At 58.8% G+C, this 26892-nt stretch carries 21 protein-coding genes; 12 read left to right on the forward strand and 9 right to left on the reverse strand.

The window, feature by feature from the left end; genetic code table 11:
• Window positions 1-64: 64 nt before the first annotated feature.
• Together ACKLNA_RS04570 and hppD are read left to right on the forward strand one after the other, a co-directional pair.
• Complete coding sequence (locus ACKLNA_RS04570; RefSeq protein WP_408985009.1) at window positions 65-1012, forward strand: DMT family transporter; 948 nt, start codon at window positions 65-67, stop codon at window positions 1010-1012.
• A gap of 246 nt (window positions 1013-1258) precedes the next feature.
• Window positions 1259-2335 carry a 4-hydroxyphenylpyruvate dioxygenase gene (hppD, locus tag ACKLNA_RS04575; RefSeq protein ID WP_085710021.1) on the forward strand — a complete coding sequence of 359 codons (1077 nt, stop codon included), beginning with the start codon at window positions 1259-1261 and terminating at the stop codon, window positions 2333-2335.
• Between the two features lie 64 nt (window positions 2336-2399).
• On the opposite strand, the gene rarD is transcribed toward hppD, so the two are convergent.
• Both rarD and ACKLNA_RS04585 read right to left on the reverse strand, forming a co-directional pair.
• The gene (gene rarD, locus ACKLNA_RS04580) at window positions 2400-3281 is read right to left on the reverse strand and encodes an EamA family transporter RarD (protein WP_134827061.1); all 882 of its coding nucleotides are present in this window, start codon (window positions 3279-3281) and stop codon (window positions 2400-2402) included.
• Window positions 3282-3593: 312 nt separating this feature from the next.
• Window positions 3594-4607 carry an aldo/keto reductase gene (locus ACKLNA_RS04585; protein WP_408985010.1) on the reverse strand — a complete coding sequence of 338 codons (1014 nt, stop codon included), beginning with the start codon at window positions 4605-4607 and terminating at the stop codon, window positions 3594-3596.
• A 211-nt stretch (window positions 4608-4818) separates the two neighbouring features.
• On the opposite strand from ACKLNA_RS04585, the gene ACKLNA_RS04590 reads away from it, so the two are divergent.
• Both ACKLNA_RS04590 and ACKLNA_RS04595 read left to right on the forward strand, forming a co-directional pair.
• On the forward strand, window positions 4819-5172 hold the full coding sequence (locus ACKLNA_RS04590) for a hypothetical protein (RefSeq protein ID WP_408985011.1): 354 nt from the start codon (window positions 4819-4821) through the stop codon (window positions 5170-5172).
• Between the two features lie 2 nt (window positions 5173-5174).
• The gene (locus tag ACKLNA_RS04595; protein ID WP_408985012.1) at window positions 5175-6767 is read left to right on the forward strand and encodes an OTU domain-containing protein; all 1593 of its coding nucleotides are present in this window, start codon (window positions 5175-5177) and stop codon (window positions 6765-6767) included.
• Here ACKLNA_RS04595 and ACKLNA_RS04600 read toward each other — a convergent pair.
• Window positions 6758-7672 (reverse strand): LysR family transcriptional regulator, encoded by a 915-nt coding sequence (locus ACKLNA_RS04600; protein ID WP_408985013.1) that lies wholly within the window; start codon window positions 7670-7672, stop codon window positions 6758-6760. The genes ACKLNA_RS04595 and ACKLNA_RS04600 overlap by 10 nt on opposite strands.
• A gap of 97 nt (window positions 7673-7769) precedes the next feature.
• On the opposite strand from ACKLNA_RS04600, the gene ACKLNA_RS04605 reads away from it, so the two are divergent.
• Together ACKLNA_RS04605 and ACKLNA_RS04610 are read left to right on the forward strand one after the other, a co-directional pair.
• Window positions 7770-8135, forward strand: coding sequence for a hypothetical protein (locus tag ACKLNA_RS04605; RefSeq protein ID WP_408985014.1), 366 nt, complete (start codon window positions 7770-7772; stop codon window positions 8133-8135).
• A 351-nt stretch (window positions 8136-8486) separates the two neighbouring features.
• A complete protein-coding gene (locus ACKLNA_RS04610; protein WP_085710015.1) occupies window positions 8487-8858 on the forward strand; it encodes a DUF6124 family protein in 372 nt (123 codons plus the stop codon).
• A gap of 63 nt (window positions 8859-8921) precedes the next feature.
• Here the strand turns inward: ACKLNA_RS04610 and ACKLNA_RS04615 are convergent, their stop codons facing one another.
• On the reverse strand, window positions 8922-10232 hold the full coding sequence (locus ACKLNA_RS04615) for an MFS transporter (protein ID WP_408985015.1): 1311 nt from the start codon (window positions 10230-10232) through the stop codon (window positions 8922-8924).
• 170 nt (window positions 10233-10402) lie between these two features.
• Here ACKLNA_RS04615 and ACKLNA_RS04620 point away from each other — a divergent pair, with 170 nt between their 5' ends.
• The 4 genes from ACKLNA_RS04620 (at window position 10403) to ACKLNA_RS04635 (ending at window position 15837) form a co-directional block, all read left to right on the forward strand.
• Window positions 10403-11527, forward strand: a complete 1125-nt coding sequence (locus tag ACKLNA_RS04620) for a sugar diacid recognition domain-containing protein (RefSeq protein WP_305832820.1) — start codon at window positions 10403-10405, stop codon at window positions 11525-11527.
• 91 nt (window positions 11528-11618) lie between these two features.
• A complete protein-coding gene (locus tag ACKLNA_RS04625; protein ID WP_408985016.1) occupies window positions 11619-12758 on the forward strand; it encodes a glycerate kinase in 1140 nt (379 codons plus the stop codon).
• A 224-nt stretch (window positions 12759-12982) separates the two neighbouring features.
• Entirely contained in the window at window positions 12983-14608 is a 1626-nt protein-coding gene (locus ACKLNA_RS04630; protein ID WP_408985017.1) for a methyl-accepting chemotaxis protein, read from the forward strand.
• A 41-nt stretch (window positions 14609-14649) separates the two neighbouring features.
• Entirely contained in the window at window positions 14650-15837 is a 1188-nt protein-coding gene (locus ACKLNA_RS04635; RefSeq protein WP_408985018.1) for a pyridoxal phosphate-dependent aminotransferase, read from the forward strand.
• A gap of 6 nt (window positions 15838-15843) precedes the next feature.
• On the opposite strand, the gene ACKLNA_RS04640 is transcribed toward ACKLNA_RS04635, so the two are convergent.
• The 5 genes from ACKLNA_RS04640 to ACKLNA_RS04660 form a co-directional block, all read right to left on the reverse strand.
• Complete coding sequence (locus tag ACKLNA_RS04640; RefSeq protein WP_408985019.1) at window positions 15844-16809, reverse strand: 2-hydroxyacid dehydrogenase; 966 nt, start codon at window positions 16807-16809, stop codon at window positions 15844-15846.
• A gap of 21 nt (window positions 16810-16830) precedes the next feature.
• Window positions 16831-18129 (reverse strand): MFS transporter, encoded by a 1299-nt coding sequence (locus ACKLNA_RS04645; protein ID WP_408985020.1) that lies wholly within the window; start codon window positions 18127-18129, stop codon window positions 16831-16833.
• Window positions 18130-18193: 64 nt separating this feature from the next.
• On the reverse strand, window positions 18194-19144 hold the full coding sequence (locus tag ACKLNA_RS04650; protein WP_408985021.1) for a sugar kinase: 951 nt from the start codon (window positions 19142-19144) through the stop codon (window positions 18194-18196).
• A complete protein-coding gene (locus tag ACKLNA_RS04655; RefSeq protein WP_408985022.1) occupies window positions 19137-19919 on the reverse strand; it encodes a sugar phosphate isomerase/epimerase family protein in 783 nt (260 codons plus the stop codon). Before ACKLNA_RS04655 ends, ACKLNA_RS04650 begins: the two co-directional genes overlap by 8 nt.
• Window positions 19920-19983: 64 nt before the next feature.
• Complete coding sequence (locus ACKLNA_RS04660; protein ID WP_408985023.1) at window positions 19984-21009, reverse strand: LacI family DNA-binding transcriptional regulator; 1026 nt, start codon at window positions 21007-21009, stop codon at window positions 19984-19986.
• Window positions 21010-21242: 233 nt separating this feature from the next.
• Between ACKLNA_RS04660 and ACKLNA_RS04665 the strand changes: the two genes are divergently transcribed.
• Together ACKLNA_RS04665 and ACKLNA_RS04670 are read left to right on the forward strand one after the other, a co-directional pair.
• Window positions 21243-24083, forward strand: coding sequence for a hypothetical protein (locus tag ACKLNA_RS04665; protein WP_408985024.1), 2841 nt, complete (start codon window positions 21243-21245; stop codon window positions 24081-24083).
• 256 nt (window positions 24084-24339) lie between these two features.
• The gene (locus ACKLNA_RS04670; RefSeq protein WP_408985025.1) at window positions 24340-26874 is read left to right on the forward strand and encodes an autotransporter outer membrane beta-barrel domain-containing protein; all 2535 of its coding nucleotides are present in this window, start codon (window positions 24340-24342) and stop codon (window positions 26872-26874) included.
• Window positions 26875-26892: the final 18 nt, after the last annotated feature.

Genomic DNA, 26892 nt, shown 5'->3' on the forward strand with positions numbered 1-26892 from the left:
TTTTACGATGATCGACAATGACTCGAATGATACGGCATCCGTCAGTTTCGTCGTCGAGCGCGTTATGAATAGTCATGAATCAATCCGTCCGGTGGCCTCGGACATGCCCGTCTATCTGAACCTCGCCATGGTCAGCATGATCTGGGGCGGGACCTGGGTGGCCGGGCGGCTTCTCGCCGGCAGCCTGAGTCCGATCCTCGCTGCCAGCCTTCGGTTCTTGCTGGCCAGCGTCGCGTTGCTCGGTTTTTTGTGGCTGGCGCGAATTCCCCTTGCAAGGCCGAATGCGGGGCAATGGCTGCAACTGGCATTGCTGGGGTTCTTCGGGATTTTCTTCTACAACCTGTGCTTCTTTTACGGCCTGCAATACATCAACGCATCGCGGGCCTCGCTGATCGTTGCGTTGAATCCGGCGGTGATCGGCCTGGCATCCTGGCTGTTGTTCAAGGAGCGTCTGAGTCGATTGAAAGTCATCGGGATCCTGATCTGCATCGGCGGCGCCGGTGTGGTGATCGTCAGCCGTAATCCGCAACTGCTGGCTGCGACGCCGGACGCGTGGATCGGCGATCTGCTGATTTTCGGATGCGTGTTGAGCTGGGGTGTGTATTCGCTGTTTTCCCGCCGCCTCAACCAGAGCATAGGGCCGTTGCAGACGGTGACCTTTTCGATTCTGCTGGGCACGCTGATGCTCTGGGCGCTGGCCGTCGTTCGCGGCGAAGTGAGCGGGGCGGCGGTGGCCGGTCTCGGGATGACGCAGTGGCTGAGCCTGATCTATCTCGGGGTGTTGGGCTCGGCCTTGGCCTACATCGGTTATTACGACGGCATCCGCAAAATCGGCGCGACCCGCTCCGGCGTGTTCATTGCGCTTAACCCGCTGACCGCCGTGCTGGCTGGCGCCGCCCTGCTGGGCGAGCAACTGACGCTGCCCATGTGCCTGGGCGGCGTGCTGATTCTGGCGGGCATCTGGCTGTGCAACAAACCCCTTGCACCGGGCCGAAAAAAGCGGATTTTATAGAGAGGGCAGACAACCCTATTTACGCTGTGTAGAATCGGGTTACGCATACAATAATAATCGTCTTCTGGCAGCAGAAGCCTCGCCCGCAAGAGCCTTGGGTCGACAATGAAGATATTCGGGTTTCAACTGATCTACGGTGACTTCCTCGCCCGCAGTGTGCGTGGCATCTCCTGTGCGCCACCCACCGGTCTCAGCATTACTGACAAATAACTCTGGTTAATTGATAAGAATGATGAGGCGCCAACCATGGCAGATTTATACGAAAACCCAATGGGCCTGATGGGCTTCGAGTTCATCGAGTTCGCATCGCCGACACCTGGCACCCTGGAGCCGATCTTCGAGATCATGGGCTTCACCAAGGTCGCGACCCACCGTTCCAAGAACGTGCACCTGTATCGCCAGGGCGCGATCAACCTGATCCTCAACAACGAACCCCACAGCGTCGCTTCGTACTTCGCGGCTGAACACGGTCCGTCCGTTTGCGGCATGGCGTTCCGGGTCAAGGATTCGCAGAAGGCCTACAACCGCGCGCTGGAACTCGGCGCCCAGCCGATCCACATCGAAACCGGCCCGATGGAACTGAACCTGCCGGCGATCAAAGGCATTGGCGGCGCGCCGCTGTACCTGATCGACCGTTTCGGCGAAGGCAGCTCGATCTATGACATCGACTTCGTGTTCCTGGAAGGTGTTGACCGCAACCCGGTCGGTGCCGGCCTGAAGATCATCGACCACCTGACCCACAACGTGTATCGCGGCCGCATGGCCTACTGGGCGAACTTCTACGAGAAGCTGTTCAACTTCCGCGAGATCCGTTACTTCGACATCAAGGGCGAATACACCGGCCTGACCTCGAAAGCGATGACCGCGCCGGACGGCATGATCCGCATCCCGCTCAACGAAGAATCGTCGAAGGGCGCCGGGCAGATCGAAGAGTTCCTGATGCAGTTCAACGGCGAGGGCATCCAGCACGTGGCGTTCCTCACCGACGACCTGGTCAAGACCTGGGATCAGCTGAAGAAGATCGGCATGCGCTTCATGACTGCGCCGCCGGACACCTACTACGAAATGCTCGAAGGCCGCCTGCCGAACCACGGCGAGCCGGTCGATCAGCTGCAATCGCGCGGCATCCTGCTCGATGGCGCATCGGACAAAGACGACAAGCGTCTGCTGCTGCAGATCTTCTCGGAAACCCTGATGGGCCCGGTGTTCTTCGAATTCATCCAGCGTAAAGGCGACGATGGTTTCGGCGAGGGTAACTTCAAGGCACTGTTCGAATCGATCGAGCGTGACCAGGTGCGTCGTGGCGTACTCGCCACCGAGTAACCAGCAGATGTAAAAAAGCCCGGCCTGCAATTAATTGTGCAGGCCGGGCTTTTTATTGCGCGTCTTACGGGCGCCGCTGGCGCATCAGATGTTTAAATCCTTCAAACACCAGCACCACCACCGCAAGCCAGATCGGGATGTAGGTCAGCCATTCACCAGGCTTGATGCTTTCGCCGAGCAGCAGCGCCACACCCAGCAACAGCACCGGTTCAACGTAACTCAACAAGCCGAACAGGCTGAACGGCAGCAAACGACTGGCAATGATGTACACCACCAGCGCCGACGCACTGATCAGGCCGAGCAACGGAATCAGCCACGCCAGCGCCGGGTACTGATCGAACACGCCGAAACCCTGTTCGCCGCCGCGCACAAACCAGTACGCGACCGGCAGCATCAGGGTCATGTCGACCCACAAGCCGCCGAGGTTGTCGGTCTTCAGGTATTTGCGCAGTACGAAATACAACGGGTAGCCGACGACCACCACCAGCGTCGCCCAGGAGAACCCGCCGACCTGATACAGCTCGTTCAACACGCCGAGGCTGGCAAAGAACACCGCGACTTTCTGCAAGTACGACAGGCTTTCGCCATAAGCGATGCGCCCGGTCAGCACCATGGCCAGCGGCAACAGGAAGTAGCCCAGCGATACGTCGAGGCTGTAGCCATTGAGCGGCGCCCACATGAACAGCCACAACTGCACGCCCAGCAAAGCGGACGACAGGATCAGGCCACCGATCAGCTTCGGCAGCGCAGGTATCCGGCGCAGCAGCTCCAGCACTCGCCGCCATTCGCCGGACAACAACATGAAAACGGTCATGCAGGGCACGGTCAGCAACATCCGCCAACCGTAGATTTCCACGCCGCTCAACGGGGTGAGCAACGAGGTGTAGTAATACATGACGGCAAACAGCGTCGAGGCTGTTACCGAGAGAGCGATACCTTTAGACAAACTGTCCTCGCGGGGGTGATGGTCAAACGGGGCGCGCAGGATACGTGGTTTTTGTGCTGAATATTGGTCGAGTGCTCAATATTTCCAACAATCAAAAGCTCCCTCATCGGAACGCCGCCCGCCTAACCCTCTCCCGGAGGGAGAGGGAGCCGACCGAGGTGTCTCAGGAAATCCGTCGACCTGAAAACGCCAGTCGATTATGGATTCACCACGAAAGCTTCAGGCAAAAGCTTAGCTTCAATATTCCCCAATCGGTTCCCTCTCCCTCCGGGAGAGGGTTAGGCGGGCGGCGTTCCGATGAGGGCAGCAATCTCAAGCCTGACGCGGTTTGCGCCCCGACACAAAATGGCTCACATCATTAAACCCCGGCGTCGACGCATGCCCCGGTGTCACCAGCGAATCGATAAACGCCTCATCCTCCGCTGTAATTTTCACCGCCTGCGCCTTGGTGTACGCATCCCACTGTTCTTCAGTGCGCGGCCCGACAATCGCCGACGTTACCGCGCCGTTGTTCAGCACCCAGGCAATTGCAAATTCGACAATCCCGACCCCGTGCTCCTTGGTGTATTGCTGAATCTGCTGGGCAATGCGCAACGACTCCACGCGCCATTCAGTCTCCAGAATCCGCTTGTCCTGGCGCCCGGCACGGCTGTTGGCGTCCGGGGTTACGTCCGGCGCGTACTTGCCGCTGAGCACGCCACGGGCCAGCGGGCTGTAAGGCACGACGCCGAGGCCGTAAGTCTGGGCGGCGGTGATCTGCTCGGTTTCGGCCTGACGGTTGACGATGTTGTACAGCGGCTGGCTGATCACCGGGCGATCGACACCCAGTTTGTCCGCAACGCGAATCACCTCGGCGATTCGCCACCCGCGATAGTTCGACAGGCCCCAATAACGGATCTTGCCCTGGCGAATCAGATCGCCAATCGCCGAGATCGTCACTTCCAGCGGCGTGTTGTGGTCTTCGCGGTGCAGGTAATAGATGTCGAGGTAGTCGGTGCCGAGTCGGGTCAGGCTGGCCTCCAGACCGTTGAAGATGTGCTTGCGGCTCAGACCGCTGCGGTTCGGTACGCCGTCCACCGGGCCGAAACCGACCTTGGTTGCCAGCACCCATTCATGACGATGACGGGCGATGGCCTCGCCGACGATCTCTTCCGAACGACCGTTGGTGTAGACGTCCGCGGTGTCGATGAAATTGATGCCCTGATCCCAGGCCTTGTCGATGATGCGCAGCGAGTCTTCCGCGCTGGTCTGTTCGCCGAACATCATCGTGCCGAGGGTGAGGGTGGACACCTGCAACCCCGAGTGACCCAGTGTGCGATAGCTCATGCCGAAATCCTTTTGTCGGTGGGAAAGCCTTAATCAAATACCAGAAGCGCCGCGAAGGGCAATGGGAAAGACTGAACGTGATGCCCGCCCGGAAATATTTCAAACCTTGCACTGCACAACAATCCGGATTGTCTATGCTCCGCACCGTTGATCATCAGCATCAAGCAGTGAGCAGGGAGCCGCGCATGTCTTATCCAGGGAAGTTTTGAACATGATCAAGATCCGAAAAGAGCAGATTGAAGTGCTTGAACGCGCACAGCAGCAAGCGTTCGGCGAGACAGTGGTGGAGTTTTTCCATCAGGAGCATCCGGTCCGCTGCGCGCAGCGTGGCCGTCGAGACGTTATCCACCTCGTGGAAAAATTCACGCCCCGCGTTGTCGCGCATGGGATCGCCTCACAAGTGGAGGTCGTGACCGTGCTGGAAACACTTCTGTTAAGCCAGTTGAAGCTGAACTCCCGCTTCGATGCCGAGACCATTGATGCGGTCTTCGCTACGAGCGGTCATACCTTCGATGATCTCAATGATGGCTTGCGGGCCGTGTTGACGTTTGCTTCGGAGGGATAGGGATGTCGGAGTTCCTCAAAAACTTTAAACGTTACTACGATTTGCTGGAATCCATGGAACTGGAGGGCCTCTATAGAGCCAAGGTGAACGCGCTTTACGACAACAATGCGCATTCATTGACCGTACTGGAACAAATGCTCCTCCCGGGGACCGATGACCTTGTTTACAGCTACACGCAGTTTCATTGCAGTCATGCCAGGGACCCGGTTGGCGGTGCAGCAGAGAAAAAGAAAAATCACCACAAAGCCCCGACCAAGAAGGGAGAGAAGGCTGGCGAGGATGTCGAAAGCCTCTGGACTGACGAAAACGCCCACAAGCGGACATACATCAACGTAGCGTTGGCCCGAGCTGAATTTGAACGCTTGCACACCATCATCGAGCGCACCACGATCGCGGTCCTGATGGCGACGATCAAGCGCCATAACTTGCAAGGGCAACCACACCAGGCGTTTCAAAATTATCTATTGCGGATATGGGATAAAAAATTCTCTGGCATGGACGATCAGATGCAGGTGCATTCGAGCCATTTGGGACTCACCCCTGCGTTTGCTCATGGACCACTGGTTGGCAACTCCGTACTGGCCGGGATGATAGGGCTCACTGAAAATCACGCCGACAGCTGGCATCTGTACAAGTTCAACGTGTGCCTGATCAAGGTGGCGGACACTGTCGCGCAGAAGGATCGGGACACGCCAGATCGCCTGTTTCTGGTGACGCAAAACAATCGTTCCTGTTTTACCCACGGCGTCAGTCGGGTACCGCCACTGGTGTTCAAGCTGCTCTCTGACGACAACGATCTCACTGCCAACTTTCGCAAAGTCAAATATTTTTTTGGCAAAACGCTGAGCACCGTCGAAGCCTGCGAGGACAATCCTTTCACGGTGGATTCCCCCGACAAAAAAATAATGAGCCTTAATGACGCCGCAACGGCGAAGATTTCAAGTTGCATAACGCATCTCTGGGATGCGTACTGCAAAAAAGATCCCGAAGCGATCAAAGCGCTCGGCCGCGCCCCGGCTTATACCCATGCATGTCTTGAAAAGACGACGGACGCGACGTTCACCAAAGGAAACAAGTCCTATCAGGTACGTGTGCCGTGTGGGCTTTACCAGCATGGTGGCCCGTTGACTCTCGGTACGCTCGCCGACCTGGAGAGACAGTGGAAAATCGATCCCGAACGGTATCCGCCCGTGGTCGATGGCTTGCTGGTCGAGCGGGTCGCCGATGATGGCCACTGTATGTTTTCCGCTATCGGCCTCAGAGTGGGCCAAAGCGCCAGCCAGTTGCGCGAGCTGGCTGCCAGACATATCAGCGAAAATCTGGGTCTGATTGAGAATCAAGAGAACCCGGATCAGTACGTCAACAATCTGCGGAACACGGAAGGAAATATTCTGTGGGGTGGGGAGCCGGAACTGAATGCGCTGGCTCGGGAACTCAATCGGGCTATCGTGATTCACCGAGACGGTCAGGCCAGCTTCAGCATATTGCCTGGCGATCGAGGTGTGCCGCCTGGCGACGACATCCATATTTACTACTGCTCGATAGAGGGGCGGGGCGGGCCACTGAATCATTACAATGGCTTGCGTCAGCCCTGATTCTCGACAATCTCGAGCGCTCGGCAACGCACCCGCAAGAACGCCTGCAACACCTTGACCCGCACCGAGACTTGCACTCGGTGCGGGCACAGCAGATTGAATGGCACGCTTTCACCCCGCCAATCATCGAACAGCGTCACCAGCCGCCCGGCGCGGACATCTTCGGCTACGTCGAGCCAGGCCTTGTAGGCGATGCCGTGCCCGGCGAGCGCCCAACGGCGGGCGACTTCGCCGTCGTCGCTGAGGTAGTCGCCGCGTACTTCGACCTCGACCGTTTCGTCTTCGCGATGGAAACGCCAGGTGTTGTACGGCCGACCGTTGCGCAGATAGAGCAGGGCGCTGTGCTCGCTCAATTCGGCAGGGGTTTGCGGCGTGCCGTGGCGCTCCAGATACGCAGGACTGGCGCAGGCGACACGGCGATGCTCAGGCAGAATCGGCAACGCCACCAGCGTCGAATCACTCGGAACGCCAAAGCGCAGCGCCACATCCACCGTCTCGCGAAACAGATCCGCATGCCGGTCGTTCAGCAGCAATTGCAGTTGAATATGCGGGTGCTCGCGCTTGAAATCGTCCAGCCACGGCAGCAACACATTGCGCCCGAAGTCCGACGGCGCCGCCAGTTGCAGCACGCCGCTCAGGCCTTCGGTCTGCTGCTTCAGCGCTTGTTCGCCCTCGGCCAGGGTGGCCAGCGCCAGACGCACGCTTTCCAGATAGCGCCGGCCTTCTTCGGTCAGGCGCATGCTGCGGGTCGAGCGGGCGAAGAGGCGGATGCCGAGGCGGGTTTCCAGGCGTTTCAGCGCGATGCTGGCGGCGGCCGGGGTCAGCTCCAGCGCCCGGGCGGCGGCGGAAATGCTGCCGGAGTCGGCGGTGCGGACAAAGATTTCCAGATCGAGGATCGAGCTCATTAGTAAAAATCCGTTGAAGATCCTTGGCGTTTTGCGGGATTTTTCCGGGATTGGCAAGCGCAGATACTGCAATCCTGAATAACCGCAGGAGACAGACATGACGTGGACATTCGATCATCTGGCCTTCAACACCGCTGACGGGCAGGCGCTGCAGGACGCTTTTGGCGGGTTATTGGGATTGACGCCGGGACGTCGGCCGCCGTTTCCGTTTCCGGGGCGGTGGTTGTATCAGGACGAGCAGGCGTTGGTGCATGTGATTGAGCAGCCTGCGCTGGAGGAGGCGGCGTTGAGTCATATTGCGTTTCGTACGGATGAAGACGCGGCGGTGGTTTTGAAGCGGGTGCAGGGCAGTGGGTTGCCGTATCAGGTGGCGCAGGTGCCGAAGGATGGGGTTTGGCAGATTTTTGTTCAGATGCCGGGGGGATTGGTGCTGGAGCTGGATGCAAAAACGGGGATCTTGTGAGCGTTTAATCGTGGCGTTTAAAGGACACGTCCAGACACGCACCGCAGGCTACACAACCTTGCGCCGTTGCCTACGACTAAGCCAGAATCCGCCGGCTTGTGCGCTTTTAGGCCGGGTTTTATCGTTATTCCGTCGCTGAAAAGAACAGCGATCGGGTTTGGTAGCCCGGGTCTTTAAATGCAGAGTGCTCCATTTTGTAGAGTCTTTTGTCTCTGTTTTATGGTGGTCATTCGCAGGGCACCTTCGGGTGCGCCGTTTCTCCTAAGGCCCGGTCTACCAACCTGCGTCTGGCCACCACCATCGTTTGGTAGCGAGAGTGGTGGCTCCAATAAGCGCCTTAGGAGTTTTGCCATGATCAAACCAACACCCAACCCACCCGAAGCCGATTCAACGTCCCCCTACGAAACCCTCGACTCCAAGAAATTCCACGAAGCCGCCGAACGCGCCCTCGATCACTACCTCAACCCGTTCCATCCCAGAAAACCACTGCTCAAACCCAACACCCGCTACCTCATCGCCCCCGGCATCCCAAGCGAAGAACTGTTGGCCGACGCCTGCGAAACCCTGACCTCCGCCAAAACCATGGCCAGCGATTTCGCCGGGATGATTGATGCGCCGCAGCGGCATGTGCTGCTGGGTATCGGGCAACTGATCATGCTGGCGGAACTGGCGGTAAATCGGGTGCTGGATAATCTGGACACGGCGGCTGAAGCCCGGCCCTGAGCGATCATAGAGTGCCAATAAAAAACGGCCCGAAATGGGCCGTTTTTGTGTGTCTGCCGATAATCAGGCCCGCAACGTCCGCGTCATTCGCAACGCCAGCAGACTCCCGGCAACAATCACACCCGCCAGCAGATACAGCGCCACATCAGTCGACCCGGTGCTGTCCTTGACCCAACCCACCAGATAAGGACTGAGGAATCCAGCCATCTGCCCCATGGAGTTGATCAACGCCAGACCACCCGCCGCAGCACCTGCGCTCAGCATGGCGGTCGGCACCGGCCAGAACATCGGCAAACCGGTCAGCGCGCCCATGGTCGCGATGGTCAGGCCGAGAATCGCAATCGCCGGATTCGCCGCGAAGTTCACCGCAATCAGCAGGCCGATAGCGCCCATCAACATCGGCACCACCAAATGCCAGCGGCGTTCTTTGCGCAAGTCCGCCGAACGACCGACTACCAACATGAACACGGCGGCCAGCAGATAAGGAATTGCGCTCAACCAGCCAATCACCAGGTTGTCGCTGAAGCCGAGGTTTTTGATGATCGACGGCAGCCAGAAGTTGATCGCGTACACGCCGCTCTGGATGCAGAAGTAGATCAGGCCGAAGGCCCAGATCGCCGGGTTCTTGAACACGGCGATCAGCGAGTCGGAGGTGGTTTTCGGTTTGTTCGCCAAGTCTTCCGCCTGATCGGCTTCCAGCACCGAACGTTCGTGCGGGGTCAGCCATTTGGCAGCTGCGAAGTTGTCGCTAAGCAGGAAGTAGGCGAGTGCGCCGAGGATCACAGTCGGAATGCCTTGCAGCAGGAACATCCACTGCCAACCGGCCAGGCCGCCCTGACCTGCGGCGAAGTGATTGAGGATCCAGCCGGAAAACGGGCTGCCGAGCAGGCCGGACACCGGGATCGCCGACATGAACAGCGCCATGATCCGGCCACGGCGGAAGGTCGGGAACCACTGCGAGAGATAGAGCACAACGCCCGGGAAGAACCCGGCTTCGGCGGCGCCAGTGAACAGGCGCAGGGTGTAGAACTGAGTCGGCGTGGTGACGAACAGCAGGCAAGTCGACAACGTGCCCCAGGTGATCATCATCAGCGCGATCCAGCGCCGTGGGCCGAATTTGGTCAGCGCCAGGTTGCTCGGTACGCCGCACAGCACGTAGCCAATGAAGAAGATACCGGCACCGAGGCCGTACACGGTTTCGCTGAATTTCAGCGCGTCGAGCATCTGCAGTTTGGCGAATCCAACGTTGACCCGGTCGAGGTAGTTGAATAGGTAGCAGATGAAGATGAAGGGAATCAAACGCAGGGTGATGCGTTTGTAGACGGCATTTTTATCGTCAGCGATGGTCTGGGCGGCAGCGGCGCTCTGCGACATGGCGGCTCTCTCTTTATTATGATTTTTTGCGATGCAAAGGGTAACGTTGATCGCCCTGAGAGTCTCGGTCACCTTTGGCCGGATTGTCTTTGTGCCTGAGCACAGGGTTTGCTGGCAGACCCTGTGCGGGTGAACAACCGTCCGCGCCTGTTTTCAAGGATTTTCCCCTTATGTTCGAACTCGATCACGACCTCGCCCAGGACATCGTCGACCGGGCCATGGCCATTTTGCCGTACAACGTCAACGTCATGGACAGCCAGGGGCTGATCCTCGGCAGCGGCGAGCCGGAGCGGATCAACACCCGTCACGAAGGCGCGCAACTGGTGCTGGCCAACGGGCGAGTGGTGGAGATCGACGCGCAGACCGCCGTGCATTTGAAAGGCGTGCAGCCGGGGATCAATCTGCCGTTGTTGCTCGATCAGCGTTTGATCGGTGTGCTCGGTATCACTGGCGAGCCCGAACAACTGCGCACTTACGCCGAACTGGTGCGCATGACCGCTGAAATGCTGGTCGGCCAGCGCAACCAGCAATCCGAGCAGCAATGGCGGCGGCAACGTTGCGATGACTTGCTCGCCTTGCTGTTGAGTGAAGCAGGGGATTCGCCGCGTCTGGTGGATGAAGCCCAGCAACTCGGGCTCAAGCCGCAACTGACGCGGGTGCCGTATCTGTTTGAGTTGGGCCTGGAGCACGGGCCGGGGCAAACCGTCGAGGCGCTGAGTGCCTGGCTGATGTCGCGCTATCCGGACAGTTGGTGCGTGAGTTCGGCCAAGTCGTCATTGCTGTGGTGCCGGCCGGCGAGCCAGAACGTCGAGCATGATCGCCTGCTGGAAAAACTCGATGGCCTGGGCTGGAACATCCTCCGCATCGCCGTCGGCGGTCAGGCCGACGGGCTGACCGGGCTGCGCCGGTGCTATCGGCGGGTCGGCGACTTGCTCGCCTATGGCCGCGAAGTGCTCCCGCACTCACGGCTGCTGACCCTCAATCGCTATCGTTTGCCGGTGATGCTCTGGCGCCATCGCAACGATGATGCGCTGGATGAACTGCTCAAACCGCTGCGCAAAGTGATCGCCAAGGACAGCAACGGCCAGTTGCTCGCAACATTACGCAGCTGGTGCGATCACGACGGGCAGAGCCAGGCCTGCGCCGATGCCTTGGGGATTCACCGCAACAGCCTGCGTTACCGCATGGAGCGGATTGCCGAGTTGAGCGGGGTCGATCCGCTGAAGCTCGACGGCATGCTGGCGCTGTATCTCGGGGTGCAATTGCTGCCGCAGACTGACGATTTGTCGAAATGAACAATAAACGCCTGCGCCACTTGTGCAGCGGACAGGCGTCAACGTTTCAAGCGACTGGCAGCATGAGGGGCATTGGAACTGGAGAATTCGCATGAAAATCGTCATCGCCCCCGATTCGTTCAAGGACAGCCTGAGTGCCCAAGGCGTTGCAGAAGCCATTGCCCTGGGACTGGCGCAGGTCTGGCCGCAGGCGACACTGGTCAAATGCCCGATGGCCGACGGTGGCGAAGGGACGGTGGAGTCGATTCTCGACGCCTGTGAAGGCGAGTTGCGCCGCACCCGCGTGCGTGGCCCGTTGGGCGCGGCGGTCGAAGCCGCGTGGGGCTGGCTGCCGCACAACCACACCGCGATCATCGAAATGGCCGAGGCCAGCGGCCTGCAACTGGTGCCACCGGGGCAGCGCGATGCCTGCATCAGCAGCACGTTCGGCACCGGTGAACTGATCCGCGCCGCGCTGGACGCTGGCGCACAACGGGTGATTCTGGCCATCGGCGGCAGTGCCACCAACGACGGCGGCGCCGGCGCGATGCAGGCGCTGGGTGTGAAACTGCTGGATGCTCAAGGGCAGTCGCTGGTGCCGGGTGGTCTGGCGCTGGCGCAACTCGCACGTCTGGACCTGAGTGAACTCGACCCGCGTCTGGCGCAGGTGCGTTTCGACATCGCCGCCGACGTCAACAATCCGCTGTGCGGCCCCCACGGCGCTTCGGCGATTTTCGGCCCGCAGAAAGGCGCATCCCCGGCGCAAGTGCAGCAACTGGATAAGGCCCTCGGTCACTTTGCTGAATTCTGCGCGCAAGCGCTGGGCAAGGATGTTCGGGACGAGCCGGGCAGCGGTGCGGCAGGTGGACTGGGTTTTGCGGCCAAGGCGTTTCTCGGCGCACGGTTTCAGGCCGGGGTCGAAGTGGTCGCGGAACTGGTCGGGCTGGCTGATGCCGTAAAAGGTGCGGATCTGGTGATCACCGGCGAAGGGCGCTTCGATGCCCAGACCCTGCGCGGCAAAACCCCGTTCGGCGTGGCGCACATCGCCAAGCAACACTGCGTACCGGTGATCGTCATCGCCGGGACTCTGGGCGAGGGTTATCAGGCGCTCTACGAGCACGGCATCGATGCGGCATTCGCCGTCACCAGCGGCCCGATGACTCTGGAACAAGCCTGCGCCGAAGCGCCGCGTCTGTTGCGCGAACGTGCTACGGACATTGCCCGCGTCTGGCGCATGGCAACCCCGGCCTGACCTGTCACCCATCATCTAAAACGTCGGGTGTTTCAATAGCGAAACACTCGCAACACTTTGAAAAATATTTCTTCTTTACACGCAAACTTCCTAAAGCCTGGCCGATACAGCGATCAGGCGCACAGAAGATTTCCCAGCACAGTGACGCCGGACTGAAACCCGCTCTCGCGGGGCAGTGATTACGGCATGGACGCTCGCAGTTTCAATCATCCGAGAGTCCTACTATGTCCTTGCGTAATCTGAATATCGCGCCCCGTGCCTTCCTCGGTTTTGCCTTTATTGCCCTGTTGGTGATCGTGCTCGGCGTGTTCGCCGTCAACCGCATGTCGGTCATCCGGCAGGCGTCCGTCGAGATGCAGACCAATCAGCTGCCCAGCGTCGCTTACCTTGGCGTGGTGACGGAAAACGTCTTGCGCCTGCGGATCCTCTCGTTCCGCATTCTGGTCAACCGTGACGCCGCCGGCCTGCAGGAAGCACAGACACGCATCGGCGTGCTGGTGGACAAGGTACGCAGCGCTCAGGCCGCTTACGCCGCATTGCCGGCAGAGAGTGAGGAGCGCGCGCAATATCAGGCTTTCGCGACGACCCTGGACAACTACCTGCAAGCGCAGAACCAGATGATGGACCTGTCCCGCCAGGACAAGGTCGAGGACATGCGCACCCTGATCAACACCAAGATCAAGGACGGCACCGACCAGATGGGCGAGCAGCTCAACAAGCTGATTGCGATCAATGCCGCCGGTGCGAAAGAAGCCTCCATTCAGGCCGGTGAGCATTACGACAGCGCCATCACTGGCGTGGTTATCGTCGCAGTCATTGCCGCTGTGGCTACCGTATTGCTGGCCTTGATGCTGACCCGCAGCATCGTCACCCCGTTGAACCGTGCCGTGGCCGCTGCGCAAACCATCGCCGGCGGCAACCTGACCAAAGCCATCGAAGTCGACGGCAAGGACGAACCGGCGCGTCTGCTTGAAGCGCTGGCCGCGATGCAGACCAACCTGCGCAAGACCATCGAACAGATCGCCGGCTCCGCCACGCAATTGGGTGCCGCTGCCGAAGAACTCAGCGCCGTGACCGAAGAAGCCTCCCGTGGCCTGCAACAACAAAATGACGAAATCGAACAGGCCGCCACTGCCGTCAACGAAATGACCGCAGCGGTGGAAGAGGTGGCAGGCAACGCGGTCTCAACCTCCGAAGCGTCGAACCAGTCCACCCACGCCGCCCGTGAAGGTCGCGATCAAGTGGTGAAAACCGTCGACGCGATCCAGACCATGACCCAGGACGTGCAGAATACCGCGCAGATGATCGAAGGCCTGGCTGCTCAGGGCCGCGACATCGGCAAAGTGCTGGACGTGATCCGCGCCATTGCCGAACAGACCAACCTGCTGGCACTCAACGCTGCCATCGAAGCGGCCCGTGCCGGTGAAGCCGGGCGTGGTTTTGCCGTGGTGGCGGACGAAGTTCGTGCCCTGGCCCATCGCACCGCGCAATCGACCCAGGAAATCGAAAAAATGGTCGCCGGTATTCAGAACGGCACTGGTGAAGCCGTCGAATCGATGCAGCAAAGCAACCAGCGCACCCAGACGACCCTGGAAATGGCCCGTGCCGCCGGCATCGCGCTGGAGCAGATCACGCAATCGATTCACCAGATCAACGAGCGCAATCTGGTGATCGCCAGTGCGTCTGAAGAGCAGGCGCAGGTGTCCCGCGAGGTGGATCGCAACCTGGTGAATATCCGCGATCTGGCCACGCAATCGGCGGCCGGTGCGAATCAAACCAGCGCCGCGACCCACGAACTGTCGCGTCTGGCGGTGGATTTGAATGCGATGGTGGCGCGCTTTGTGATTTGACCTAGGGTGAAGGCTGGAGACCGCGCAATCAGGAGACGTACATGCGCTATTCAGCCTTGACCCAACGAATCGCCGGGGAGGGAGCAGCGGCCTGGCGGATTCACGACCGAGCGCTGGAGCTGCGCGCCGAAGGGGGCGATGTATTGCTGCTGTCGGTGGGTGATCCGGACTTCGATACGCCGCTGCCGATCATCCACGGCGCCATCGACAGTCTGCTGGCGGGCGATACCCATTATTCCGAAGTGCGCGGCCGGCTGGAGCTGCGCAAGCGGATTGCCGAGCGCCACCGGCGACGCAGCGGCCAGGACGTGGACGCTGACCATGTGATTGTGCTGCCGGGCGCGCAATGCGCGGTGTATTCGGTGGCGCAGTGTCTGCTGGATCCGGGCGATGAAGTCATCGTCGCCGAACCCATGTATGTCACCTACGAAGGTGTTTTCGGTGCCTGTGGCGCAACCGTCGTGCCGGTGCCAGTGCGGCCGGAAAACGGCTTTCGCGTTGACCCGCTGGATGTCGCGGCGCGCATCACCCCGAAGACTCGGGCCATGCTGCTCAACAGTCCCAACAATCCTTCCGGCGCCAGCCTGTCGTTGCTGATCTGGCAGGAGCTGGCGGCGCTGTGCATCCGCCATGATCTGTGGCTGATCAGCGATGAGGTCTACAGCGAATTGTTATACGAAGGCTTGCATGTCAGCCCGGCGAGCCTGCCGGGCATGGCCGAGCGCACCGCGACCATCAACAGCCTGTCCAAATCTCATGCCATGACCGGGTGGCGCATCGGCTGGATGATCGGGCCCAAGCCGTTGGCCGAGCATCTGGTGAACCTGTCGTTGAGCATGCTGTTCGGTCTGCCGGACTTTGTGCAGAAAGCCGCTCAGGTCGCGCTGGAGAAGGATTTGCCGGAAGTGACGCAGATGCGCGAGGAGTACCGGTTGCGCCGGGATCTGGTGTGCGAGCGGTTGCGCGGCTGTCCGGGGTTGTACCCGATCAAGCCGGATGGCGGGATGTTCGTGATGGTCGATGTGCGCCAGACCGGGATCGGCGCGCAGGGTTTTGCCGAGCGGCTGCTGGAAGGGTATGGGGTTTCGGTGCTGGCGGGGGAGGCGTTCGGGCCGAGTGCGGCGGGGCATATTCGCATCGGTTTGGTGGTGGATCGGGTGAAGCTGGCGGATGCGTGTTCACGGATTGCGTTGTGCGCTGCGCAGCTTCTGCAAGTGCGCAGCGCCTGATTTCGATCAGAGTGGATTCACCAGATTGGCGGGCCTTTCTCCCGCCAGCGCCGCCAACAGATTCTCCACCGCACACCGCGCCATGGCTTCGCGCGTTTCATGGGTTGCCGACCCCATATGCGGCGTCGCCACCACATTGTTCAACTGCAACAACGGCGAGTCATGATTCAGCGGCTCGCGCTCGAACACATCCAGCCCCGCCGCGCGAATCCGGTTATGGCGCAAGGTGTCGATCATCGCCGCCTCGTCCACCACCTTGCCCCGTGAAATGTTGATGAAGATGCTCTCCGGGCGCATCAACGCAAACTGCTCGGCGCCAATCAAACCTTCGGTCAGCGCCGTCAATGGCAGGGTCAAGCAGATGAAATCCGCCTGCCGCAACAAATCCTCCAGGCTGCGGTACTGCGCATCAAAACGCTCTTCGACCGCCGGTTTTCGCGACTGGCTGTGATAGATCACCGGCATGCCAAAGCCGAAATGCCCGCGCTGCGCCAGCGCCTCGCCGAGCCGCCCCATGCCGATGATGCCCAGGGTCTTGCCGTGGACATCAGTGCCGAAATGCGCCGGGCCGATGCTGCGGTGCCAGTGGCCGCCGCGCACCATGTTCGCCAGTTCCACCACGCGCCGGGCGGTGGCCAGGATCAGCGCGAAACCGGTGTCGGCGGTGGTTTCGGTGAGCACGTCCGGGGTGTTGGTCAACAGGATCCGGCGCCGGGTCAGGTAGTCGATGTCGTAGTTGTCGACGCCCACCGAAACGCTGGAAATCGCTTCCAGTTGCGGCGCCAGATCGAGCAGCGCCGCATCCAGTTTCAGGCTGGCGCCAAGCAGACCGTGGGCGGCGGGCAGGGCGTCGCGCAGTTTCATCAGGCCGGTGGCGTCGAGGCTGTCGATCAGCGTTACATCAACCTGCTCTTGCAGGCGCGCCATCAGTGAAGGCGACAGTTTCTTGTACAACACAACCTGCTTTTTCATCGCAGTCCTCTCTCTATCAATTCAGGAATGGGCCGGCAGCGGGCGCGGTGTGACGCGCTTGGCCGTCACCCGGTCGCTGGCGCCGGGCTTGAGAAAAATCGTCAGCACCACCGACAGCATCAGCGCGCCGCTCATCAACAGATATGAAGCGCCGGGCGAACCGGTGGAGCTGTTCAGGTAACCGACCAGATAGGAACCGCCGAACGAACCGAGAGCACCCATGCTGTTGATCAGCGCCATGGCGCCGCCGGCGACGTTGGCAGGCAGAATCTCCGGCACTATGGCGAAGAACGGCCCGTAAGGTGCGTACATGCAGGCGCCGGCGATCACCAGCAGCGTGTACGACCACCAGAAATGTTCCGCGCCCAAGGCGTAGGAGCCGTAGAACGCCACCGAGGCAATCAACAGCGGCGGCCAGACGAAGCGTTTGCGCTTTTGCAGTTTGTCCGAGCCCCACGACACCAGCAGCATGCCGATCACCGCCGCCAGATACGGCAACGCCGACAGCCAGCCGGCCTCGATCATGTCCATCTGCGCGCCGGCCTTGAGGATCGACGGCAGCCACAGTACGAAGCCGTAGACGCCGATGCTCCAGCAGAAGAATTGCAGCGCCAGAATGATCACCTTCGGCGACCGGAAGGCTTCGGCGTAGTTCTTCACCGCTTTGATCCCGACCTGTTCGGCGGCGAGAGCGCTTTCCAGATCGTGCTTTTCCTGGTCGTTGAGCCACTTGGCCTGGGCCGGACGATCATCGGCGAGTTTCCACCAGATGAATGCCCAAAGCACCGCCGGCAACCCTTCGATGATGAACATCCAGCGCCAGCTGAAATGCTGCACCAGATACCCTGAAACCACCGACATCCACAGCATGGTCACCGGGTTGCCGAGGATCAGGAAGGTGTTGGCCCGGGAGCGTTCGGCGCGGGTGAACCAGTGGCACAGGTACACCAGCATCGCCGGCATCACCGCCGCTTCGACCACGCCGAGCATGAAGCGGATGACGATCAGCCAATAGGCGTTGGAGACCACGCCGGTCAGCGTGGCGAGCCCGCCCCAGAGGATCAGGCTGACGAAGATCAGCTTCTTCACGCTGTGCTTTTGCGCGTAGATCGCGCCGGGCACCTGGAAGAAAAAGTACCCGAGGAAGAACAGCGCGCCGAGCAGGGACGACAGGCCGGGGGTGATCATCAGGTCGGCGGCCATTCCGGACGCGGCGGCGAAGCCGTAGTTGGCCCGGTCCAGGTACGCCAGGCTGTAGGTGATGAACACGATCGGCATGATGTACCACCAGCGGCGGGTGGCGAGGGTTACGGTTTTCATGGTCTTGCTCCTGAGCTTGTTGTTTTTGTCGCAGCAGGTTCAATAGATTGGTTGTTGCGTGTGCTCACGCCGCAGCGTGGGAACGATCAGCGGTGAGTTCGGATCGGGTCGGCAACCCCTCCATGTCGCCTCGGCTCTGCACCGCACGGCTGCCGATCCAGTTGGCGCGTCTGACCGCCTCGGGAAAACTCAGGTGCTCCAGCAGGGCGCTGATCATTCCCACCGCAAATCCGTCTCCGGCGCCGACCGTATCGACCACGGTCTCGACCGGCACCCCGGCGACAAACCCCTGATCCAGATGCGTGCGGTAATACGCACCCTGCGGCCCGAGTTTGATCGCCACGGCCTCGGCACCCTGATCGAGATAGAACGCGGCGATGTCTGCCGGGTCTTCAAACCCGGTCAGCAACCGGCCTTCGCTCAACCCCGGCAACACCCAGTGAGCGAGGGCGGCGAGGCGGTTGATTTCGGTGATCATCTCCCGCTCACTGGCCCACAGGCTCGGGCGCAGATTCGGGTCGAACGACACGCTGCGTCCGGCGTTGCGCATGCGGGTCATCAGTTCACGGGACATTTCCCGCGCCGATGCGGACAGCGCCGGCGGAATGCCGGTAGCGTGCAAATGCCGGGCACCGAGCAGCGTCGGGGTAATCGACTGCGACGACAGGTGACTGGCCGCCGAGCCGCGACGGAAATATTCGACCGTCGGATCGCTGCCGTCATCGTTGCGCGACTTGAGCTGGAAACCGGTCGGGTGCGCGCTATCGATTTCGACATGGCTGCAATCCAGACCTTCACGGGCCAGGGTTTCGACGACAAATCGTCCCAGTGAATCCGCACCGACCCGACTCAGCCAAGCAACGTTGAAACCCAACCGGGACAAACCGATGGCAACGTTACTGTCGGCCCCGGCAATCCGTTTGTGAAACTGCTCGACCGAGGCCAGATCGCCGCTCTGTTCAGCAACAAACATGGCCATGGTTTCGCCGAAAGACAGAATATCGATCTCAGACATGAGCAGGCTCCAGGCAGGATTGGCCGAGGCGGGCGAGGGCGGCGACGTGTTCGGTGGTGAGTTGCACCAGGTCATCGCCCTGCAACGGGTATTCGGCGGCGCGCATGACCCCTTGGGCCATGTGCCGCAGCAGTTGTTCCCACAGATGCAGGTCGGTGGGGGCCGGCGGCACCGCCACCAGTTTGCCGTCGGCACGGCGGGCCACGGCTTTGCAATGCACGTAGCCGACGTGACGGCCCAACAACCGCGCGGCGCTGGTGGCGGACTGGTCTTGCCACTGCCAGTTGCCGATGTCGAAGGTCATCTTGATCGGCAGGTTGTGTTGCTCGACGGCGGCAAAGAAGCGCTGGAACGGTTCGATTCGACCGCCGTGCAAGGTCTGGTCGTTCTCCACCAGCAGTTGCACCGGGCTTTGCGCAAGGATTTGCGCCAGCGTTTGCAGATCGTTGTTGTCGGTGAAGAAACCAAGGGAAACCTTCAGCCACTTCGAGCCGAACGCTTCGGCGTTTTGCAACGCGGTGATGAGTTCGGGATTGGGCCGCGACTGACCGGCCAGCCACAGTTCGGTGGGCGACGAGTAGATACTTTGCAGGCCTTGAGTTTGTGTGGCAGCGGCGAGTTGGCCGGGGACTTCGTTGGTCAGCAGCTCTTCGCGCCATTCGATGCGATTGGCGCTGGCAGCGGCCAGCACCTCGATGAAAGAGCCTTGGCCGCGACGGCGCACAAGGTCGGCGCCGTAGCTGGACAGGCTGATGGAGACGGCAGGCTTATTCATTGTTATCTACCTCTGAAACCGGTTTCATTTTTGTTCAAAAAAATTTTGGTGGCCCCGTAGGGCCTTATTTCGACTTACTGCGCGTCGAACCACGCTCGACCAGCACCGGTGCAAAATCCACGGTTCGCGCCGCTTCATCATTCCCACGTAAACGCTTGAGCAAGCATTCAAATGCCTGTGCCCCAATCTCGGCGGTTGGCTGGGCGAGGGCGGAGACCCCGCTGCCTACCAGCGGATACCAATCCAGATCATCCAGCGCGATCAACCCGACATCCTCGAACAGCCGGCAGCCAATCTCGCGCAAGGCCAGGGTGCAGGCCAGCGCCGCCACGCCATTGGCGCAGAACAGGGCTTTCGGCCCGATATCAGGTGTGTTCAAAAAGGTTTGAAGATCGTTCGCAAGGCTTGTGCCGGTTTCCAGCACCGCGCCACGCATGTCTTTGCGCTGGCCAATCTGCTGCTGAAAACTGCTGACCCGCTCGATCCGCGAACTGGTGCCGTCATAGGGTTCCGTCACCAGCAATACATCGCGGTAGCTACGCTGCTGAAGATGTTCGAGCGCCATCTCGATGGCTTGCGGGTTGTTCAACCCGACCATGTCGCTGTCGAGCCCGTCGACTTTGCGATCCACCAGCACCAGCGGCATTTCCCGCTTCAGCTCGTCCAGTTCATCCCGGTGATGGCCCAGGGTGTTCACGATCAGCCCTTCGATGTTGTACGAGCGCAACAGCGCCAGGTGCTGACGTTCCTGCTCGTCATCGCGGTCGGTGTTGCACACCACCAGGCTGTAGCCGTGTCGACGGCAAGCGGTCTCCACCCCGTGCATCACGGCAATCGAATAAGGGTTGCGGATATCGGCCACCAGCATGCCGATCAGGCGCGTGCGGCCACGTTTCAGGCCTCGGGCCATTTGATTGGGGCGATAGCCGAGTTCGGCAATCGACTGCTCGATGCGCTGGGCAATGGCATCGGAGAGCAGGGCGCGGTCATCGCCGATAAAGCGCGAGACGCTGGCCTTGGACACGCCAGCGTGTTCGGCGACATCGAGCATGGTCACGCGGCTGCGCTGGGCGGCGGAGAAATCGTTCACGGTTGGGTCTTCTTATTGTCTGAAACCGGTTTCAGGAAACACCAGATTCCTTGGCTGCGTCAAGTGAAGGGTGGGGGGCTGATTGGAAAAAAGGTCCACCGTTTCCGACAGGCGGTAGCTGCACCTGTCAGATCTGACAGTTGGAGAAAGACATACAGAAGCGCCTAATTTGACCAACGGATCAGCAGGGGATTTCACAAACGGAACCCCGATTAATGTGGTGGATTTGAATCATGAGTTCAGCTGATTTTTCCAGATACAGTCCTTCAAACGGCATATTTGCCGCACCTCTTTCAGTTGAAGGTGTTGATGACAATGATCTGGACGGACATATTCCCAGAGATATCCTGCTGGCTGGTACTCGAATCAAAATACCTCGCCCGGATGACACGGGACCCAAAGATCAACTGATGGTGTTCTGGGTACAAAACTCAGTAGAAACAATTATTTTTGATAATGAATATCCAGCGGGGATTATTGATCCTTTTGTTTATGTGCCTTTGACGCCTCAGCAAATGGCAACTGATGGTGTTGCGCATGTTTATTACAATTTATGGAAGAGAGGTGGAGGTAATCCGGATATATCTCCACTCCGCAAACTAACCATTGATCACAAACTGCCTTTGTCCTTTCCGGAACCTACGGCGGTGGGCGCAACACTCTGGGGGTACTGGAATAACAACAAAATTCCTCCATTGACAAGTGGCGGTGCTCTAAAAATTCCTTCCCTGCTTAACATTGCGCTGTCGGGATATGTTGCAGTGATTACCTGGAGGGGATACCGGTCACTCAACGGAAGTGGTCCGGAAGTGAAAGAGGCTTTTGGCCAATGGAGGAAAACGCTTTCCGATACGGAAATAATAAATGGCTTTATGCATGAAGTGCCATTTCCAAACTATATAAGTTCGTTGGCTAATAACGACTCCGCTGTTTTTATTTGTCAGGTGTTTGATGGCAGCAGGCTCGTAGCTGAATCAAAAAAAGGATTGGTGAAAATCGATCGAGTAACACCTGGTACACCTGGCCCTTCCGGCCTGAACTCGCAAGGAGAGACGACAATGGGAATTACATTTGTACCTAGAAAACAACGCCCGGCTTCTGCTTTGTCAGGTGGTGGGGTTCTTGATTTGACTATTACAGTTGATACGCTCCCGGGTGGCTTTATCAAGAAAGCCATGATGGACTCCGGTAAATTGACTATCAACCTGGCTCGCCCCGCTGATGAGCATGACCTGGATGAAGTTGGATTCAAATATCGTGAAAAAGGAGAAGTGACCTGGATTGATTACCCGGATGACGTGGTGCTTGGCCCAATTGCTGGTCGACCTGTCTCGCCTATCCCGCTGGACCTGGACGCAAATCTGTTTAAGGAAAAGGCTACATCCCCAGGTCCGACTGAATGGGAGTTGCAGGTCATTTACTACAAACAGGGCACCGGTAACTTTGATTTCGGTACGGTGGAATTTATAGTTGACCAACTCGCACCGGTCGATACGAAAAACCCTCCGAGAAAAATTAAGCCAACGCCTGCTCCAAGTTTTGACAACGGTCCTGCGGATGCACAGAAGACAGTTGATCGCACCTGGATAACCTCGAATCAAGATGTGGAGGGTACGGTTAACGTCGGGTATTTCGGGCGTAGGAACGATGACAATTTAAGAGTCTGGCTTGTTTCCGGTTCGCAAAGAGTTGAGGTTTTTAATGGAACTGTCGATGTGACGGGTAAGTTCAGTTTTCCTAGCACCGAGTTGCTTGCATTCCCTAATGGGCGCGTCAATTGGATTTATCAGTGGACCGACTGGATCGGTAATGAAGGCCAGGAATCTGTTTCTGCACCCTTGCTGACATTGAAATTACCATTAGCACCATCGATCAATAAAGCCCCATTGGTGCCGAAGACCGATCCAAATTACACCACGACGCTTTACTGGGAAGATTTTCTCAGCACGACTACACCTCCGGCCCCCATCGCGCTTACGGCTATCGTCGAAAACTCGACAATTCAAGACGCGGAGTCGGGGGATGAAATCTATCTTGTGCTTACTAAAGCCCTCGATGTCACTGTTTTTTTCGAGACTGCGCCACAGCCATGGGCTAACGCTAATTTGAATTTTGACTTTGCATTCGCAGATGTTTATCCGCTGCTTGCTGATGCCGATAATCCCGTGGAAGTCGAGATCAAATCCGTAATAGTGCGTGCCGGTATTACGCCTGATGCCGAATCACCGTTTGCAACCTTTACTTTTGACTCGCGTGTCGCGGGTGTAATACCTACGAATCCACCTGATCTGGAGAACCCGAATCTCCAGCTACCGGTTGTGACGGGGGCTTCCGGTGTTGCAAACGTTGTGGCGGCTACTGATCGTGACAAACCAGGCACATTTACAGTGACAAACGCCCTGACAGATCCGGACATTCTGCCGGAGCATGAGGTCAAGTGTTACTTGGGTAACGCTACAGTACCTTTTGCAACATTTAGTCCGTTTGGGGCTGTGTCGAGTTTTTCTGTTCCTATCCCGGCAAGTGAAATGGCCAAGTTGAAACCACCAAGCGATACGGCCCGCTACACGATCGAAATCACGGGACTGGGCAAGAACGTCAATAAATCCTTGCCTCAAACAGTGGTCGTCAACCAGATTCCGATCGTGCTGCCGCCTCCAACAGTCAATGTCCGCAAGCCTGCAGTTCGCGACTATATCGAGTGCTTCGCGATGATCAGTCCTACGAGTAATTATGTGATGGGGCTGAATATCAAAAAAGACCCGTTATTACCGCCAGGCACCATTATTACCGCACACTTTGAAGCGTACTTGGATGCTGCAGGTACACAGTTGATTAACGGTACGGCGGACTCGCAACCTTACACCATCAAGGCTGCCAATGTGCCTGACGTTGCAGGTGTAGGTACTCCCGCAAACTTCAAAGCCGCACAGCCGAAGCGAGGTGTCATTGCCTATGGGAAGTACTGGTATACGGCTGCTGGCGGTACGCAATCGTCAACTCCGATCATCAAACCTCTGGATACCATCAATAGCAGCTTCCAGTATTGCGATCTGACAGTGGCTCCTGCTTAACGCTGTGTGATTAACAGAGTGGATGTTGCTTGCACCGCGAGAGGGATCTGACGGTCTCTCTCGCGATTTCTACCGATATCAGGAAGGAAATATCCTAAATGTCTTCACTTCTGAAGGACAAATCGTCACTCATATAAGGACTATTCCTACATTAAACATTCGGTTTTCTCATTAGGCTGTCGGACGTTTTTTGGGTGGGAGCTTTCAACACTGCCAAAAAACAGTTTCTGTAATCGTGCAGGTTTGAGGAGTACCCATGTCCATTTTTTTCCTTCCAAAACATTCGAACACTATCAGACTGATGATGGCAGCGGCGTTGATCGCCTCTCCCGAGGCCTATAGCCGAACCCTGTTGCCGGGCGAAAGTGAAGTGGTCACCAATCCACCTGCACCGGAAGCCTGGGTGGTGTCCCAGGGGGGAACGTTGACCGTCAACAACGCGACAGCGCTGACCATCGCTTCACAAAATGCCAATGTCGTTTTCAACGGTGGCCAGAGCCAGCGTATCGATGCCAACACCTCCTCGTTGAATATGACCGGCGCCACGGTCAATAGCGCGGCGGGCCGGGGAGCCATTCAACTGCTCAACAGCAATGCAACGATCAACAACTCGACGATCACCAGTACCAACAGTTTCGGGCTTCTGCTGGGACGAAACATCAACACGCCAGCCTCTTCCTCTGCCACCGTTTCGGGTAACAGTGTCATCACCGGCGTGACTGGCGGTGTAAACGCGGTAGGTTTTGCCGTGCTGAACCTTACAGATTCCACTGTCGTCGGCACGGGCGCTAACAGTTACGGCGTGCAATTGGGCGGCGCAACACTTTCAGCGACGGGCAGCACGATCACTGGCGCGAAGGACGGGTTGCAAATCGTGACTGACTCGGAAGGCGTCAACGCCAGTACCGTGACGCTTGACAATACTCGCGTGAACGGTGGAACCGGGTCAGCTATCGTGCTGGGCTCCTCCGCCAGGGCCGGGACTGTCGCCAACATCAATGTCAGTGGCAACTCTGAACTGATCGGCGGCGATGGCTCGGTTTTGAAGGCGATCAACCGCTCCACCGCCAACTTCAATGTCGATGGCAGTACCCTGGCAGGTGATGTGATTGCCGAGACCGGCAGTACGGTTGCATTGCTGATGAAGAACGGCGCCACGCTCAACGGCAATCTGCAGAATGTGACTCAGTCCCGGTTCGACACCGGCGCTACCTTGAACGGCAACGTAGAAGCCGTGGCGGGAACCGCGGCCACTGTCAGCCTGGACAATGGCTCAGTCATCAACGGCAACGTCGACAATGTCGCCAGCCTGTCCCTGAACAATGGCAGCTCGCTGACCGGTAATGTCACCAGCGATGCCAGCGGCAGCGTGCTGCTGGATAACGGTTCGCTACTCACCGGCCAGATCAATAACTCAAGCAACCTGACCATCAACAATGCTGCGCGATGGGTCATGACCGGCGACAGCACCGTGCAGCAACTGGGCATGAACAATGGTGTCGTGCAAATGGGCACCAACGAGCAATTTCAGCGACTGAACGTCGGCAATCTCACAGGTAACGGCACCTTCGTGATGGGCACCGACCTGGGAACAGGCAGTACCGACTTCCTGAACGTGACCGGCACCGCAAGCGGTCAGCATCAATTGCTGGTTTCTGCCACGGGCACGACGCCGGTTACTGCAGAACCGGTGCAAGTCGGCAACATTGCCGCCGGCACCGCCGCTTTTGCGCTGGCCAACAAGGACACAGTGGATGCCGGTACGTTTGTCTATCGATTGAAACAGGAGGGGCAGGGCCTGTACCTCACCCCGGACAAGGGAACTGTCAGCACGTCGACCAACACCGCCCTGGCCCTGGCCGGCAGTGCCCGCAGCGTGCTGAATGCCGAGATGAACATGCTCAGCGACCAGATCGGTGACCGTGGTCTGAGCATTCGCCCCGATGCTTCGCTTCGCACGGCCAGCGACAGTGACACCACCAAGCTGAGCAACAGTGTCTGGGTACGCACCTATGGCAACCAGTACAACGTCAAAAATGCCTATGGCGACGGTTACACCCAAAACCAGAACGGCATCACCGGTGGTGCCGATACCACCGTGGATATCGGCGGTCGCCCATGGGTCATCGGTGGTTTCGTAGGCGCCAGCCGCACCAACATGGACCTCAAATACGGCTCCAGCGCGACGGTCGACAGTCTGAACGTCGGCGTCTACGGCAGCACCTACGATGTTGAAAGCGGCGTGTTCGTCAACGTCATGGCCAAGGTCAATCAGTTCGACAACAAGGCCAAGGTCACCATGAGCGATGGCACGCGGGCCAAGGGCGATTACAAGGCTCTGGGCGCCAGCGGTTCGGTGGCGGTGGGCAAGCATATTCGCCTGAAGGACAACTGGTTTGTCGAGCCGCAGGTCCGGGTATCGACCGGTGTGACCCAGAGCGACAGCTATCGGTTGGACAACGGTCTTGAAGTCGAAGCCGACACCATGCGTTCGCTTCAGGGCAATGTCGGTGTAAGGGGGGGGCGAGTCATTGCGCTTGAAAACGGCAGTCTGTTGGAGCCGAGCCTGTCTTTGGGTGCCAACCATGAGTTCGTCAAAGCCAACCGGGTCAAGATCAACGACGACAGCTTCGATGATGATCGCGCCAGCAGCGGGGTTGAATATGGAGCGGGTCTGAAGTGGACGCCGGCACAACGCAACTGGCAGGTTTCGGGCCAGGTTGGCGGCAGCAAGGGCAATACTGTCAACCAGGACTGGAGTGGCAGCCTGCGAGTCAGTTATTTCTTCTGATGCGCTGAAACAACAACG

It is taken from the genome of Pseudomonas sp. UV AK001, assembly GCF_046097675.1.
In the GTDB taxonomy this organism is placed as follows: Bacteria; Pseudomonadota; Gammaproteobacteria; order Pseudomonadales; family Pseudomonadaceae; genus Aquipseudomonas; species Aquipseudomonas kribbensis.